Below are 13,970 nucleotides of genomic sequence, written 5' to 3' on the forward strand. Positions count from 1 at the left end.
GGTGGAAAGGATGAAGCCGAAGGCGATGATGGCCATGATGAATCTCCCGAGTGGCGCCGGCCACTGCGGGATGCAGCGCCGGCTACTCGGGAACAACGCAAAGGAACGGCAAAACACGACAGGCGGCGCGCGAACGCCCCTCAGGACCCGAGCGAGTGCTCCAGCCACAGGCGCGCCTTCTCCCAGTCGCGCTGCACGGTGCGCGCCGACACGCCGCGCAGCGCGGCGATCTCCTCGAAGCCCAGGCCGCAGAAGAACTTCAGGTCCACCAGCTCGGCCAGTTGCGGCTCGACCTGCGCCAGCGCGTCGAGCGCGTCGCCGATCGCTTCCAGCGGCGCGGCGTCGCCGACCTGCTCGGCAATGGTGGTGTCGAGTTCGGTGAAGTCCAGGCCGCCGCCGCGCTTGCCGGCCTGGCGGCGGCGCACGTGGTCGATCACCAGGTTGCGCATCGCGCGCGCCGCATAGGCCATGAAGCGCGCCTTGTCGGGGAAGCCCGCGCCGCCGGCGCCGGCCACGCTGAGGTAGGCCTCGTGCAGCAGCGTGGTCGCGCCCAGCGTCAGCGCGCCGCCGCTCTTGTACAGCTCGCGGCGCGCCAGGCGGTGCAGCTCGTCGTACAGCGCCGCGAAGAGCGCGGCGCGGGCCTCGGCATCGCCCCGCTGCGTGGCGGCGGCCAGTTCCTCGATCGTCGCCATGCGCGTGTGCCTCCCGGGCGCGAGCATCGCGCAGCGGCGCGGCCCGCGCAAGCGGCGGCCGCCGCGGCGGCCTTAAACTCGCACGCCATGCCGCTGCCTCCGCCGCCCTCGCTCGAGTCGCTGGAGGCCGCATACGGCAGCCGCTATCGCTGGATGGTGCTGGTCGTCGTCGGCACCGGCATCGTCGCCGGCGTGCTCGAGACCTCGAGCTTCAACGTCGCGCTGCCCGCGCTGAGCCGGGCCTTCGGCCTCGGCGCCGACAGCGTGCAATGGGCAATGACCGGCTTCATGGCCGCGATGACGCTGGCGATGCTGCCGGCCTCGTGGCTGCTGGAGCGTTTCGGCTTCCGGCGCGTCTTCCTCGCCGCGGTCTGGCTGCTGGCCGCGGCCAGCGTCGCCGGCTGCTTCGCGCGCAGCTTCGAACTCGTGGTGCTGGCGCGGGTGGTGCAAGGCGCCGCCACCGGCGTGCTGCAGCCGCTTGCGCTGCTGGTGATCATGCGGCTGTTCCCGCCGGAGATCCAGGGCCGCGCCTCGGGCCTGATGACGCTGGGCGTGGCGGCGACGCCGGCGGTCGCGCCGGCCTTCGGCGGCGTGCTCGTCGATGCCTTCGGCTGGCCGTCGATCTTCCTGCTCAGCCTGCCGTTCTGCGTGGCCGCGCTGGTCGCCGGCCAGTTCCTGCTGCCCGCGCCGCGCAGCCTGGAGCGCCGCCCCTTCGACCTGTGGGGCGCGACGCTGCTGGGCGCCGCCACGCTGTCGCTGATGGCCGGCATCAGCGCGTTGCAGCGCGGCGGCGCGCTGGAACTGGCCCTGGCCGTCGTGCTGGCCGGCGGCTTCGTCGTCCACGCGCGCCGGCACAAGGCACCGATCGTGCGCCTCGAACCCTTCGCGAACCGCAGCTTCGCGATGGGCTCGCTGGTGTCCTTCACCTACGGCTTCGGCCTGTACGGCTCGACCTACCTGATTCCGGTGTTCCTGCAGGAAGCGCTGGGCTACTCGGCCACCGCCTCGGGCAGCGTGCTCGTCCCGGCCGGCATCGCGCTGCTGCTGACGACGCCGCTGGCCGGCCGGCTGGCCGACAGCCACTCGCCGCGCCTGGTCACCACCGCGGGGTTGGTGCTGTTCGGCCTGTCGTTTCTTCCCTTCGCCGTGCGGGGCGGACAGATCGGGCAGGTCGAGCTGATCGCCGCGACGGTGGTCGGCCGCATCGGCCTGGGCCTGATCCTGCCGGCGCTCAACCTGGCCAGCGTGCGCGAGCTGCCGGCGCCGCTGCTGGCGCCCTCGGCCGTCGTCGTCAGCCTGATGCGCCAGATCGGCGGCGTGCTGGGCATCGCCGGCACGGCGGTGTTCATCGCCTGGCGCCAGCAGGCGCTGGCGGGCCGTGCGGATGGCCTGTCGAGCGCGTTCGCGCAGGGCTTCCTGCTGCTCGGGCTGATCGTCGGCGCGTCGGTCATCGCGGCGTGGCGGATGAGGGCGCAGGAGGCGGCGGACGGGGCGGCCGGGGCTTGAGCCCGCCCGGGCCGCGCGCCGGCTAGCGTCCGCGGAAACGCGGCTCGCGCCCTTCGAGAAAAGCCGCCACGCCTTCGCGCGCGTCGTGGCTGCGCAGCGTCTGCCCTTCGAGCGCCAGCGACGCTTCGAGCACGCTCTCCACCGCCTGGCGCAGCGGGATGTGGGTGGCCGCCTTGGTGAACTGGATCGCCATCGGCGCGCCTGCGGCGAGCTGGCGCGCGAAGCGCTGCACGGTGGCGTCGAGTTCGGCCGCCGGCACGGCATGGTTGATCAGGCCCATGCGCGCCGCCTCGGGCGCCGCGACCTTGTTGCCGGTGAGCAGGAACTCCTTGGCGCGTGCGTAGCCGATCAGCAGCGGCCAGATCAGCGCGCCACCGTCGCCGGCCGCCAAGCCGATGCGCACGTGCGGATCGGCGAAGCGCGCGCCGTCCACCGCGACGACGATGTCGCACAGCAGCGCCAGCGTGGCGCCCAGGCCGATGGCGTCGCCGTTGACGCGCGCGATGATGGGCTTGGGGCAATCGAGCAGCCCCAGCACGATGGCGCGGCCGCGTTCGCGCGCCTCGCGCGGCGCCGGTGGGTCGTCGAGCTGCCCTTGCAGCCAGCGCAGGTCGGCGCCGGCGCAGAAGGCGTCGCCCGCGCCGGTCAGCACGATCACGTCGACGCGCGCGTCGCGCGCCAGGTCGCCGAAGACATCGCCCAGCTCGTGGTGCATGCGCCAGGTGACGGCGTTGAAACGCGCGCCGCTGCACAGCGTCACGGTCGCGATGCGCCCGCCCAGCTCGACGCCGAGCTGCGTGTAGCGGCGGTAGTCGATCGGCTCGTCCACGGCCGCGGCGTCGTTCAGGCGGCCGCCGGCGCGGGGGCTTTCGGCAGGCGGTACAGCAGCCAGACGTTGGCCAGCGGCCACAGCGTGAAGGCGGCGACGAACAGCAGGAACGGCGTCGACTTGAAGAACGGCGCGGCGTGCGAGTAGGCGTAGGTCTGCGCCCACAGCATCACGATGGTCGACAGCTCCATCACCGCCGACTGCCCGGCGCGGGTCTGGCGACGCGACATGATTGCGGTGTGCAGCGGCACCGAGAACACCGCGGTGATGATGAAGGTGATGAAGAACAGCTCGTCGCCGAGCGACACCTTGACCAGCAGCCACATCGCGCCCAGGCCGAAAGTGCCCAGCACCAGCATCCAGCCGAAGGCACGCCTGGACAGGCGCGGCCACAGCTCCTCGTGGCCGTAGCGGTAGACCTGCACGATCATCACGATCTCGAAGATCACCGTGCCCACCAGCGCGAACCACCACATCTTCACCCACCAGTGGTCGTAGACCTCGAACCACTTGTCGTACAGCATCACGAAGGTGAAGTCGTGCCACAGGAAGATGGCCGAGCCGATGAAGGGCACGACGTAGACCTTCTGCTTCAGCGCCATGCGCACCGCGATCGTGAAGTACAGGAAGGCCGCCGCCACCGTGAGCAGCAGGCAGATCATGATCGGCACGGTGTGGGTGTCGATGGCGAGCAGCGCCGCGCGCGGGTCGTACATGGGGCTCGTCTCCGGGATGCGTTTTACGTCTTGCTGCGTATCTTATTCAATCATACTATTGACGCCTCCACAACCCGGCGGAACCACCCCATGTCCGAGCGCGCTCAAGCCATCATGATCTGGTGGGGCCTGGCCTTCATGTACATCTTCGGCTTCACGCTGTGGGGCCTGCTGAAGATGATGCCGCCGCCCTCGGCCACGCTGACGGCCGACCAGGTGGCGGCTTTCTACGCCGACAACAGCCTGCACATCCGCCTGGGCGCCATGGTCGCGTCGTGGACCAGCGCCTTCATGGTGCCCTTCTCCACCGTGGTGGCGATCCAGATGGCGCGGCTCGAGCGCGGCAGGCCGGTGTGGGCCGTGCTCGCCTTCGCGGGCGGCATCATGATGTCGATCTTCCTGGTGATACCGGGCGTCTTCTGGGGCGTCGCGGCCTACACGCCGACGCGGCCGGCCGAGGTGACGGCACTGATGCACGAGCTGGCGCTGCTGACGCTGACCACCACCGACCAGTACTACATCTTCCAGATGGTCTCGCTGGCGTTCCTGAGCCTGACGCACAAGGGCGACGTGCCGGACTCGCCCTTCCCGCGCTGGATCGGCTACTTCACGCTGTGGGCGGCGCTCGCCTTCGAGGTCGGCGCGTTCGCCTTCCTGCCCAAGAGCGGCCCGTTCTCGTGGAACGGCGCGGTGGTGTACTGGATGCCGCTGACGGTGTTCGGCGCCTGGGTCACGACGGTGTCGGTGGCCATGCTGCGGGCGCTGAAGCGCCAGGCGGCGGCGAAGATGCCGCAGGGCGCGGTGTCGAACGACGCCTGACTACCGCGGACCAGCGAGGCCTCGTCAAGCGCCGCGCGCCTTGCGCTTGGCGGCCTGCCGGTCGAGGAAGGCCTGCACCATCGCCTTGTGCTCGGCGCCGGTGAACAGCATGCTGTTGGCGATGCGCTCGACGTTGCGCCCCTGCGCGCGGCCCAGGTCCTGCGCCAGCTCGATCGACAGCTTGGCCAGGCCCATCATCTCGTAGGGCTGGCGCGCGAGCTTGCGGCAGAAGGCCATCGCCTCGTCGGCGAACACCGCGTCGTCGTGCACGCGGTGCACGAAGCCCATCGCCAGCGCCTCGTCGGCCGTGACACGCTCGCCGGCCATCACCAGCCAGCGCGCCCAGTGCGGCCCGGCCACGCGCGTGAGCCGGCTCACGCCGCCGGAGCCGGGCAGCGCGCCGATGTCGATCTCGGGCAGGCGGTAGGTGGTGCCGCGCGCCGCGAGGCGGAAGTCGCACGACAGGCTCAGCTCCAGCCCGCCGCCGAAGCAGTGGCCCTGGTGCGCCGCGACGACCGGCTTCTCGATCGCCTCGATCTCGTCGAACAGCCGGTGGTAGGTGTTGCGGTACCAGGCCCGCCCTTCGAGCGTGCTGCTGCCCTCGGGCGGCGAGATGTCCGCCGTCACCTCGAGGCCGGAGGTGAAGTACGGGCCGCTCGAGGTGATCGCCATCACGCGCAGCGCCGGCGACGCGGCGAAGCGCTCGACCGCCTCGCGCAGCCGCGCCAGCATCGCCGGCGTGATCGCGTTGAGCTTGTCGGGCCGGTTGAGGCGGAATTCGAGCACGCCTTCTTGCTCGAGCTCGATCACGTGGTCGGTCATGACGGGTCTCCGCGCATTGCATCGGGAACGCCTCGATTGACGCTCGCGCAATTCGTATGCAACTATACGTCATTGCCCCCTCCATGCCCCTTCCACCGCCCTTTTCGCCTTCCGTTTCGCGCCGTGAACACCACCCATCAACGCTGGTTCGCCTGGGCCATCGTGCCCTTCGTGCTGGTCTACCTGTTCGGCTTCATCGTGCTGGCCGGCTTCGTGCCGCCGCATGCGCCGAGCCTGCCGGCCGGCGAGCTGGTTCGCCTCTACGACGAGAACCGCCTGGGCATCCGCGCCGGCCAGTTGATCGGCCTGGTCAGCTCGTGCCTGATCCTGCTGTGGGCCGCGCCGATCTCGGCGCAGATGGCGCGCATCGAGAAAGGCCCGCTGCCGATGCTCTCGCTGGTGCAGTACGGCGCGGCGCTGGTGCTGGTGGTCTTCTTCATCGTCTGCAGCATGCTGTGGACGGTGGCCGCCTACCGCGAGGACCTCTCCCCCGAGCTGCTGCGCACGATCAACGACGCCGGCTGGCTGACCTTCGTGATGGTCTATCCGGAGTACGTGGTGCAGTTGTCGTGCATCGCGATCGTCGGCCTGTCGGACCGGCGACCGCGGCCCTTCCTGCCGCGCTGGGCCTGCTTCTTCACGCTGTGGGTGGCGCTGATGGGCATCGGCGGCGGCTTCTCGACCTTCTTCAAGAGCGGGCCGTTCGCGTGGAACGGGCTGATCGGCTTCTGGCTGCCGGTGAGCTTCTTCCTCTGCTGGCTCGGCGTGATGTGGCACTTCCTGCTCGCGGCGATCGACCGCCAGGCCGCCGAGGAGAAGGCCCATGCCTGAAGCCGTGATGACCGACCGCGCCGCACCCGCGACGAGCGCCACCCGCGTGCCCGGCGAGGCCGGCATCTGGGTGCTGGTGTTCGGCGACATGATGATGTTCTCGCTGTTCTTCGCGATCTTCCTGTACTACCGCGGCGCCGACGTCGCTCTGTTCACCGAATCGCAGGCGCGGCTGAACCAGGGCTACGGCGCGATCAACACCTTCATCATGCTGTCGAGCTCGTGGTTCGTCGCGATGGCGGTGCGCGCTGCGCGCGAGAAGCCGGGCAAGGCCACGCCGCGGCTGCTGATGGCGGCCGTGGCCTGCGGCGCGCTGTTCGGCGTCATCAAGGTGCTGGAGTACGGCGAGAAGATCCGCGCCGGCATCTTCCTGACGACCAACGACTTCTTCATGTACTACTTCATGTTCACCGGCATCCACTTCGCGCACGTGGCGCTGGGCATGGTGGCGCTCGTGCTGCTGGCCCGCCACACCCGGTCGGGCGTGTACACGCCCACCACGCTGCGCAACCTGGAAAGCGGCGCCAGCTTCTGGCACCTGGTGGACCTGCTGTGGATCGTGCTGTTCGCGCTGCTGTACCTGGTGAAATGACGATGCGGATCCTTCGACGACTCTCGAGCCAGCGCATCCACCTGGTGTGGCTCGGCCTGGTGGCGGCCACGGCGCTCTCCTGGGAGATGGGCCACGGCATCGGCTTCGACGACGTGCGCCACGCCAGCGTGGCGATCCTGGTCGTGGCCTTCCTCAAGGCGCGCTTCGTGATCCTCGACTTCATGGAGCTGCGCCACGCGCCGCCGGCCATGCGCATCGCCGCCGAAGCCTGGGTCGTGGGGGTCTGCGCGCTGCTGGTCGGCCTGCTGCTGGCCGCGCCCGCGCCGCCCTGACCGCGCCGCGCTCGGGGTTGTTCCGGGCTTGCGCAGCCATATCGTATGGCACACTACGATTTACCCGAACTGCTTCTGGAGCCCGCATGAGCCAGCCCGGCATGTCATCCCGCGTGAGCCCGCTCGCCAGCGACCTGCTGGCCCAGGACAGCCGTCCGCTGCCCGCCGGGCTGCGCCTGCGCAGCGAGTTCCTGCCCGAGGCGCGCACCATCCCCTTCAGCCGCTACACCGACCCGGCCTTCGCGCGCCTGGAGATGGAGCGCCTGTGGACCCGGACCTGGCAGGTCACCTGCCGCACCGAGGACATCCCCGAGGTCGGCGACCGCGTGCCCTACGACGTCGGCTCCGGCCTGGCGCTGATCATCGTGCGCAGCGGCCCGAACGAGTTCAAGGCCTTCTACAACGCCTGCCTGCACCGCGGCACGCGGCTGGTCAACGCGCCGGGCGCGGGCGACAGCCTGCGCTGCCCCTTCCACGGCTGGCAGTGGCGGGTCGACGGCTGCCTGAAGACGGTGCCCTGCCAGTGGGACTTCGCCGGCGTCTCCGCCGCGACGCACAGCCTGAAGGAGGTGAAGGTCGACACCTGGGAAGGTTTCGTCTTCGTCAACCCCGACCCGAACGCCGCGCCGCTGAAGGAGTCGCTGGGCGTGCTGCCGCAGGCCTTCGAGGGGCGCGGCCACGGCGAGCGCTACACCTTCGCGCACGCCAGCAAGAAGATCCGCGCCAACTGGAAGACGGTGCTGGAGGCCTTCCTCGAGGCCTACCACGTGATCGAGACCCACTCCGACGCGCTGCCCTTCACCGGCGACGCCAGCACGCGCTACGACATCTGGCACGACGGCGCCGGCCGCATCAGCCGGCTGATCACGCCCTCGGCGGTGCCCAGCCCGCACCTGGGCGACGGCGCCTCGATGCAGATCGCGGCCGACGGCGTGGCGGCCTTCTTCGCGATGGCCGCGCCGGGCGTGCCGGTGCCGGGCTTCGACACCTCCAGGGGCAACGCGCGCGCCCAGCTCGCCGAGTGGCGCCGCGGTCTGATGGGCCATGCGCTGGGCCGCGACTTCTCGCGGCACTGCGACTCCGAGATGATCGACGCCACGCAGTTCCACATGTTTCCGAACTTCGGCATCTGGTTCGGCGAGGGCCTGCCGCTGCTCTACCAGTTCCTGCCCCACGGCGACGACCCCAACGAGTCGGTCTTCAACGTGCGCCTGACGATGCCGCTGCCCGCCGGCGGCGTGCGGCCACCGCCGTGCCGGATCAACCACCTCGACTTCGACGACTACTTCAGCGAGAAGGCGCCCGAGTTCGGCGCGCTGGCGCACGTGTTCGACCAGGACCTGAGCAACCTGCCCTACATCCAGAAGGGCATGCGCGGCGCGTCGCCCGAGGCCTCGCGCCAGACGCTGGGGCGCTACATGGAGCAGCGCATCCAGTACTTCCACAACGTGCTCGGCGACGTGCTGGGCGTGGCCTGAGCCGTGACGGCCGACGGCTTCGAGGACGTGGCCGCGCTGGCCAGCGTGCCGCCCGGCGCGCAGCACTGCGTGGTGGTGGGCGGCCGCCCGGTGCTGGTGTGCCGCGACGCGCGCGACGGCCGGGTCTGGGCCGTGCACAACTCGTGCCCGCACGCCTTCCAGCCGCTGACCGGCGGCGCGCTGCGCGACGGCACGCTGCTGTGCCCCAAGCACGGCGCCTGCTTCGAGCTGGCCACCGGCCGCTCCCTGAACGCCGTGACGCCGCGCCCGCTGGCCGTCTTCGGCGTGCGCATCGAGGGCGAGCGCGTGCTCGTCTCCTCCCAACCCCTCGCCACGGCGACTTCATGAGCAACACAGCGGATATCGTCGTCGTCGGCGCCGGCAGCAACTCGCTGGTCGCGGCGGCCTACCTCGCCAAGGCCGGCAAGAGCGTCCTGGTGCTGGAGAAGAACGAGCAGTGCGGCGGCGGCGTCGTCTCGATCAACATCGCGCCCGGCTTCACGCACGACCCGCACGCCTCGGGCTACTACCTGTGCATCGCCAGCCCGGCGATCCAGCACGACGAACTGGGACTCATGTCGCGGTTCGGCCTGCAGTGGAAGACCTGGGAAGCCGGCTTCGGCACCATCTTCGACAGCGGCGACAGCCTGATCGCCTACGCCAGCATCGACCGCACCTGCGAGGACATCGCGAAGTTCTCGCAGCGCGACGCCGAGAGCTACCGCCGCTTCGCCAGGGAGTGCATCGAGCTGCTGCCGCTGCTCACCAAGGGCAGCGCGACGCCGCCGATGCCCACCGGCCCGTTCATCACGATGCTCGAAGGCAGCGCGCGCGGGCGCCGGCTGGTGGACATGATGTTCCGCAGCGCCTACGACATCCTGGAAGGCCTGTTCGAATCGCCCGAGCTGCGCATCCACATGATGAAGTGGGTGGCCGAGACGATGGAAGGCCCGGAGGTCAACGGCACCGGCGGCATGCTGGTCGGCCTGTTCGGGCTGGCGCACACCTACAAGGCGCACATCCCGGTGGGCGGCTCGCGCGCGGTGACCGACGCGCTGATCCGCTGCATCGAGCACCACGGCGGCACGGTGCGCACGCGGGCCGAGGTGACGCGCGTCGACGTCAGCGGCGGCCGCGCCGTCGGCGTGACGCTGAAGGACGGCGAGACGCTGCGCGCGAAGGACGCGGTGATCGGCTGCATCCACCCGTGGCGGCTCGGCGAGCTGATCCCCGAGGTCGACCGCGAGGTCGCGGCGGCGGCGCGCCAGGTCAAGCTCAGCAACCACGGCGCGCTGAACCAGCAGGTGGCGCTGTCGGAATGGCCGCGCTTCAAGGTCGGCGACGACGAGCGCTGGTCCGACGTGCTGTGCATCGAGTTCGTGCGCAAGAACGAGCTGGCGGTGCGCAAGGTGTTCGACCAGTACCGCTACGGCGAGATCCCGCAGCACCTGAGCCCGCTGACGATCATGAACAGCCGCAAGGATCCGAGCCGCGCGCCCTCGGCCGGGCACTGCGCGCTGTACCTGTACCACTTCGCGCCGCGCGTGCTCGCCGACGGCGGGCTCGAGGCCTGGGAGCGGCACCGCCAGCGCTACGCCGACGCGATCTGGGAGGAGTACAAGCGCTACACCACCAACATCGACGACTCGAAGATCATCGCGCGCCACATCGAGTCGCCGCTCGAGCACCACCGGCATTCGGCCAGCATGGTCACCGGCGACATCTTCGGCATCGGCACGACGATGGGCCAGAACATGGGCCGCCGGCCGACGCCCGAGCTGGCGCAGTACCGCGTGCCGGGGCTGGACGCCTTCTACCTGGTCGGCCCCTTCATGCACCCGGGCGGCACCGTCAACTTCGGCGGCCGCGCCACCGCGATGCGCATGATGATGGACTGGAAGATGGACCTGACCCGCTCGTTCGTGCTGTGAGCAGCACGGGCACCGCCGCGACAACGAGGAGAGATTCGCATGCGACTGATGACGACCGACAACTCCGAGCTGATGGAGATCAGCTCGGTGCGCACCGAGGGCGGCAAGGTGATCGTCAGCGGCGTGATCATGGGCGCGATGCCGGTGCAGGCCGTGCTCTCGGGCACCGAGCTGCGACGCGGCTACTCGATGGTGAGCTTCGGCACGCTGTGGCGGATCTTCAGGATCTTCCTCGCCGGCAAGGGAGCCTGAGATGAGCCGCAGTTGGCTCGCCGACGAACCGCGCTTCGCGCGCGGCGTGGCGCTGGTCACCGGCGGCAGCGGCGGCATCGGGCGCGAGATCGCGCTGACGCTGGCGCGCGCCGGCGCCGACGTGGTGCTCACCTACGGCCGCAACCGCGCCGCCGCCGAGGCGGTGGCCGCGCAGGTGCACGGGATGGGCCGGCGCTGCGAGATCGCCGCGCTGGCGATCGAGGACGCCGGCGCGGTGAAGGCGCTGGTCGACGACGTGGCCGCGCGCCACGGCGCGCTGCACTCGGTGGTCTACGCCAGCGGACCCGGCCTGCACATGCAGTTCATCGGCGAGATCGACCCCGCGGCCTGGGCGCGCGTGATGGCGGTCGACGTGAACGGCTGCTTCAACCTCGTGCACGCCACGCTGCCGCACGTGCGCGCCGCGCGCGGCGCCTACGTCGCGGTGATCACCGCGGCGGTCGAGCGCGTGCCGGCGCGCGACATCCAGTCGGCCGCGCCCAAGGCCGCGATCGAGATGCTGATGCGCGGCGTGGCCAAGGAGGAGGGCCGCCACGGCGTGCGCGCCAACTGCGTCGGGCCGGGCTGGATCAACGCCGGGCTCGGCAAGGAAGTGATCGACAAGGAGCTGACGCCGCAGATGGTGCAGAACATCGTCAAGGCGATCCCGCTGCGCACGATGGGCGAGGCCAGCGACATCGCCGACGCCGCGCTGTTCCTGCTGTCGTCGCGGGCGCGTTTCATCACCGCGCAGTCGCTGGCCGTCGACGGCGGCATGCAGGCCTGAGCGAAAGGGCGAGGCGATGGACCACGAAACGCTGAGCGTCGCGGCCGAGCAGGGCCTGTGCGTGATCACCTTCACGCGCGCCGACAAGCTCAATGCCTGGACCTACCGGCTGCACGCCGAGTTGCGCCGCGCCATCGAGTCGGCCAACGCCGACCCCGAGGTCGACGCCATCGTCGTCACCGCGACGGGCAAGGGCTTCTGCGCCGGCGCCGACATGTCGGCGGTGTTCGGCCTGTCCGAGGCCGAGAAACTGCGGGCGCGCGCGGAGGCCGACACGCAGGACTGGGTGGCGCTGCTGCGCCGCTCCAAGCCCATCGTCGCGGCGGTCAACGGCGCGGCGGTGGGCATCGGCGTGTCGCTGATCCTGCCGATGGACCAGATCGTCGCGTCGAGCGAGGCCAGCTTCGCGCTGCGCTTCGTCAAGATGGGGCTGGTGCCCGAGCTGGCCGCCTCGCACTTCGTGCAGCGCCGCATGGGCTTCGGCGCCGCCAGCCGCGTGCTGCTGACCGGCGACGCGCTGACGGCGCCCGAGGCGCTGGCCCTGTCGCTGATCGACCAAGTGACAGCACCCGAGGCGCTGCTCGACGAAGCCAAGGCGCTGGCGCGCCGCATGGGCCGCAACCCGCACGCGGCGCTGCGCGCCACCAAGCAGTTGCTGACCGACAACGCCGGCGAGACCGACCTCGACCGCGTTCAGCAGCGCGAGCTCGACGCGCTCGCCGTCGCCTACGCCTCGCCCGAGCACAAGGAGGCCGTGGCCGCCTTCCTCGCCAAGCGCGCGCCCGACTTCAAGGCGGCGCGCGGCTGAGCCGCGCGGCCGGCGGCTCTCAGCCGCCGCGGCTCTGCCTGCGCACCTCGGCGCGCTGCAGCTTGCCGGTGGGCGTGCGCGGCAGCGCCGGCGTGCTCTTCAGGATGCGCGGCAGCTTGTAGGCCGCGATGTGCGCACGCGCGAACTCGCGCAGCTCGTCGAGCGTGGCGCTCTGCCCGGCGCGCCACTCCACCACCGCGCAGATCGCCTCGCCCCACTTCGCGTCGGGCACGCCCACCACCACCGCGTCCTGCACCGCCGGGTGCAGGCGCAGCACCTGCTCCACCTCGATCGGGTAGACGTTCTCGCCGCCGGTGATGATCATGTCCTTGATGCGGTCGGTCAGGAACACGTAGCCCTCGCCGTCCATGTAGGCGCCGTCGCCGCTGCGGTACCAGCCGTCGACCAGCGCCTCGGCGCTGGCCTCGGGCAGGTTCCAGTAACCTTGCATCAGCGTCGCCGAATGCACCCACAGCTCGCCGTGCTCGCCGGCCGCGAGCGCGCGGCCGTGCGGATCGCGCACCTCGATGCGGTAGCCCGGCAGCGCGCGGCCGACCGAGCGCAGCCGCTCGGGCCGCGCCACGTCGTGCTCGCGCGGCGCGAGAAAGGTCACCGAGCCGGCGGCCTCGGTCATGCCGTAGAACTGGCCGAAGCCGCAGCCGCGGAAGACCGACATGCAGCGCTCGACCAGCGCCACGTCCATCGGCGCGGCACCATAGTAGATGGTCTTGATCGGCGGTGCGGGCCGGTCGCCGGCGTCGATCGCGTCGAGCACCATGCGGATCACCGCGGGCACCATGAAGGTCCGCGTGGCGCCGAACCGGCGACTCAGCGCCAGCAGGTTGGCCGGCGCCGGATCGGCCGTCAGCACGCAGGTCAGCCCGCGCAGCAGCCCGATCAGCATCCACGACAGGCCGCCGGCGTGGAAGTTGGGCATCGCCGAGAGCACCACGTCGGCGTCGTTCCAGTCGGCCCAGTCGGGCGCGTCCATCTCGACCCAGCGCGCCACCGAGATCGCGCGGTGCGACAGCATCACGCCCTTGGGCTTGCCGGTGGTGCCGCTGGTGTAGAGCTGCAGCACGCAGTCGTCCGGCGCGGCGCCGCGCGCCGGGCGCGGCGCCTCGGGGCCAGCCAGCACGTCGCGCAGCGCGGGGGCGCCGGGGGCAGCATCGACGGTGCTCATCAGGCGCAGCGCCGGCCCGGCCTGCGCGCCGACCTCGCGCGCGATCGCATCCACCTCCGGGCCGTGAATCAGCAGCGCGGCCCGCGCGTCGGCGACCACGTAGGCCGCCTCGGGCGCCGCGTAGCGCCAGTTGATCGGCACCAGCACGCAGCCGGCGCGGATGCAGCCGAACAGCACCGGGAACATCAGCTCGCTGTTCTTGCCCAGGTAGGCGATGCGCGTGCCCGGCGCATGGCCCTGCTCGACCAGGTACTGCGCGAAGCGGTCGCTGGCGCGATCCAGCTCGGCGTAGGTGAACGCACCGGCGTCGGCCACGATCGCCGGCCGCGTGGGATGCAGCCGCGCGCCGTGGCTCGGGTAGCCGCCGACGAAGCGCATCGCGTCGAAGTTCGGGACGAAGGGGGTGGATGGGCTCACGTCGGTCTCCTGCG

At 71.0% G+C, this 13,970-nt stretch carries 16 protein-coding genes; 11 read left to right on the plus strand and 5 right to left on the minus strand.

Features of this window, described 5'->3' with window-relative positions; genetic code table 11:
• Positions 1-140: 140 nt before the first annotated feature.
• Positions 141-692, minus strand: coding sequence for an ECF-type sigma factor (locus tag QM792_RS18020; RefSeq protein WP_415151478.1), 552 nt, complete (start codon positions 690-692; stop codon positions 141-143).
• An 87-nt stretch (positions 693-779) separates the two neighbouring features.
• Here QM792_RS18020 and QM792_RS18025 point away from each other — a divergent pair, with 87 nt between their 5' ends.
• Complete coding sequence (locus QM792_RS18025; RefSeq protein ID WP_415151479.1) at positions 780-2,198, plus strand: DHA2 family efflux MFS transporter permease subunit; 1,419 nt, start codon at positions 780-782, stop codon at positions 2,196-2,198.
• A gap of 22 nt (positions 2,199-2,220) precedes the next feature.
• Here the strand turns inward: QM792_RS18025 and QM792_RS18030 are convergent, their stop codons facing one another.
• Both QM792_RS18030 and QM792_RS18035 read right to left on the minus strand, forming a co-directional pair.
• Positions 2,221-3,027, minus strand: a complete 807-nt coding sequence (locus QM792_RS18030) for an enoyl-CoA hydratase/isomerase family protein (protein WP_415151480.1) — start codon at positions 3,025-3,027, stop codon at positions 2,221-2,223.
• 14 nt (positions 3,028-3,041) lie between these two features.
• On the minus strand, positions 3,042-3,743 hold the full coding sequence (locus QM792_RS18035; protein WP_415151481.1) for a hypothetical protein: 702 nt from the start codon (positions 3,741-3,743) through the stop codon (positions 3,042-3,044).
• Between the two features lie 90 nt (positions 3,744-3,833).
• Between QM792_RS18035 and QM792_RS18040 the strand changes: the two genes are divergently transcribed.
• Entirely contained in the window at positions 3,834-4,562 is a 729-nt protein-coding gene (locus QM792_RS18040) for a hypothetical protein (protein WP_415151482.1), read from the plus strand.
• A 24-nt stretch (positions 4,563-4,586) separates the two neighbouring features.
• On the opposite strand, the gene QM792_RS18045 is transcribed toward QM792_RS18040, so the two are convergent.
• Entirely contained in the window at positions 4,587-5,384 is a 798-nt protein-coding gene (locus QM792_RS18045; RefSeq protein ID WP_415151483.1) for an enoyl-CoA hydratase/isomerase family protein, read from the minus strand.
• Positions 5,385-5,507: 123 nt separating this feature from the next.
• Here QM792_RS18045 and QM792_RS18050 point away from each other — a divergent pair, with 123 nt between their 5' ends.
• From QM792_RS18050 to QM792_RS18090, 9 genes are all read left to right on the plus strand, one after another.
• Positions 5,508-6,215: a hypothetical protein gene (locus QM792_RS18050; protein WP_415151484.1), complete on the plus strand. Its 708-nt coding sequence runs from the start codon at positions 5,508-5,510 to the stop codon at positions 6,213-6,215.
• Positions 6,208-6,807: a cytochrome c oxidase subunit 3 family protein gene (locus tag QM792_RS18055; protein ID WP_415151485.1), complete on the plus strand. Its 600-nt coding sequence runs from the start codon at positions 6,208-6,210 to the stop codon at positions 6,805-6,807. Before QM792_RS18050 ends, QM792_RS18055 begins: the two co-directional genes overlap by 8 nt.
• Positions 6,804-7,100, plus strand: a complete 297-nt coding sequence (locus QM792_RS18060; RefSeq protein WP_415151486.1) for a cytochrome C oxidase subunit IV family protein — start codon at positions 6,804-6,806, stop codon at positions 7,098-7,100. Before QM792_RS18055 ends, QM792_RS18060 begins: the two co-directional genes overlap by 4 nt.
• Before the next feature lie 86 nt (positions 7,101-7,186).
• Positions 7,187-8,578, plus strand: coding sequence for an aromatic ring-hydroxylating oxygenase subunit alpha (locus tag QM792_RS18065; RefSeq protein ID WP_415151487.1), 1,392 nt, complete (start codon positions 7,187-7,189; stop codon positions 8,576-8,578).
• 3 nt (positions 8,579-8,581) lie between these two features.
• On the plus strand, positions 8,582-8,926 hold the full coding sequence (locus QM792_RS18070) for a Rieske (2Fe-2S) protein (protein WP_415151488.1): 345 nt from the start codon (positions 8,582-8,584) through the stop codon (positions 8,924-8,926).
• Entirely contained in the window at positions 8,923-10,509 is a 1,587-nt protein-coding gene (locus QM792_RS18075; protein ID WP_415151489.1) for a phytoene desaturase family protein, read from the plus strand. Before QM792_RS18070 ends, QM792_RS18075 begins: the two co-directional genes overlap by 4 nt.
• Positions 10,510-10,548: 39 nt before the next feature.
• On the plus strand, positions 10,549-10,761 hold the full coding sequence (locus QM792_RS18080; RefSeq protein ID WP_415151490.1) for a hypothetical protein: 213 nt from the start codon (positions 10,549-10,551) through the stop codon (positions 10,759-10,761).
• A 1-nt stretch (position 10,762) separates the two neighbouring features.
• A complete protein-coding gene (locus QM792_RS18085) occupies positions 10,763-11,548 on the plus strand; it encodes an SDR family NAD(P)-dependent oxidoreductase (RefSeq protein ID WP_415151491.1) in 786 nt (261 codons plus the stop codon).
• Between the two features lie 16 nt (positions 11,549-11,564).
• Complete coding sequence (locus QM792_RS18090) at positions 11,565-12,356, plus strand: enoyl-CoA hydratase/isomerase family protein (protein ID WP_415151492.1); 792 nt, start codon at positions 11,565-11,567, stop codon at positions 12,354-12,356.
• 19 nt (positions 12,357-12,375) lie between these two features.
• Here QM792_RS18090 and QM792_RS18095 read toward each other — a convergent pair whose 3' ends face one another.
• The gene (locus tag QM792_RS18095) at positions 12,376-13,956 is read right to left on the minus strand and encodes a long-chain-fatty-acid--CoA ligase (RefSeq protein WP_415151493.1); all 1,581 of its coding nucleotides are present in this window, start codon (positions 13,954-13,956) and stop codon (positions 12,376-12,378) included.
• Positions 13,957-13,970 lie beyond the last annotated feature (14 nt).

The organism is Piscinibacter sp. (assembly GCF_047600445.1).
In the GTDB taxonomy this organism is placed as follows: Bacteria; Pseudomonadota; Gammaproteobacteria; order Burkholderiales; family Burkholderiaceae_C; genus Piscinibacter.

Coding starts and splice junctions, on each gene's coding strand:
- QM792_RS18020 (WP_415151478.1), bottom strand. CDS start 692: ATGGCGACGATCGAGGAACTGGCCGCCGCCACGCAGCGGGGCGATGCC.
- QM792_RS18085 (WP_415151491.1), top strand. CDS start 10,763: ATGAGCCGCAGTTGGCTCGCCGACGAACCGCGCTTCGCGCGCGGCGTG.
- QM792_RS18080 (WP_415151490.1), top strand. CDS start 10,549: ATGCGACTGATGACGACCGACAACTCCGAGCTGATGGAGATCAGCTCG.
- QM792_RS18060 (WP_415151486.1), top strand. CDS start 6,804: ATGACGATGCGGATCCTTCGACGACTCTCGAGCCAGCGCATCCACCTG.
- QM792_RS18025 (WP_415151479.1), top strand. CDS start 780: ATGCCGCTGCCTCCGCCGCCCTCGCTCGAGTCGCTGGAGGCCGCATAC.
- QM792_RS18090 (WP_415151492.1), top strand. CDS start 11,565: ATGGACCACGAAACGCTGAGCGTCGCGGCCGAGCAGGGCCTGTGCGTG.
- QM792_RS18045 (WP_415151483.1), bottom strand. CDS start 5,384: ATGACCGACCACGTGATCGAGCTCGAGCAAGAAGGCGTGCTCGAATTC.
- QM792_RS18075 (WP_415151489.1), top strand. CDS start 8,923: ATGAGCAACACAGCGGATATCGTCGTCGTCGGCGCCGGCAGCAACTCG.
- QM792_RS18035 (WP_415151481.1), bottom strand. CDS start 3,743: ATGTACGACCCGCGCGCGGCGCTGCTCGCCATCGACACCCACACCGTG.
- QM792_RS18040 (WP_415151482.1), top strand. CDS start 3,834: ATGTCCGAGCGCGCTCAAGCCATCATGATCTGGTGGGGCCTGGCCTTC.
- QM792_RS18065 (WP_415151487.1), top strand. CDS start 7,187: ATGAGCCAGCCCGGCATGTCATCCCGCGTGAGCCCGCTCGCCAGCGAC.
- QM792_RS18055 (WP_415151485.1), top strand. CDS start 6,208: ATGCCTGAAGCCGTGATGACCGACCGCGCCGCACCCGCGACGAGCGCC.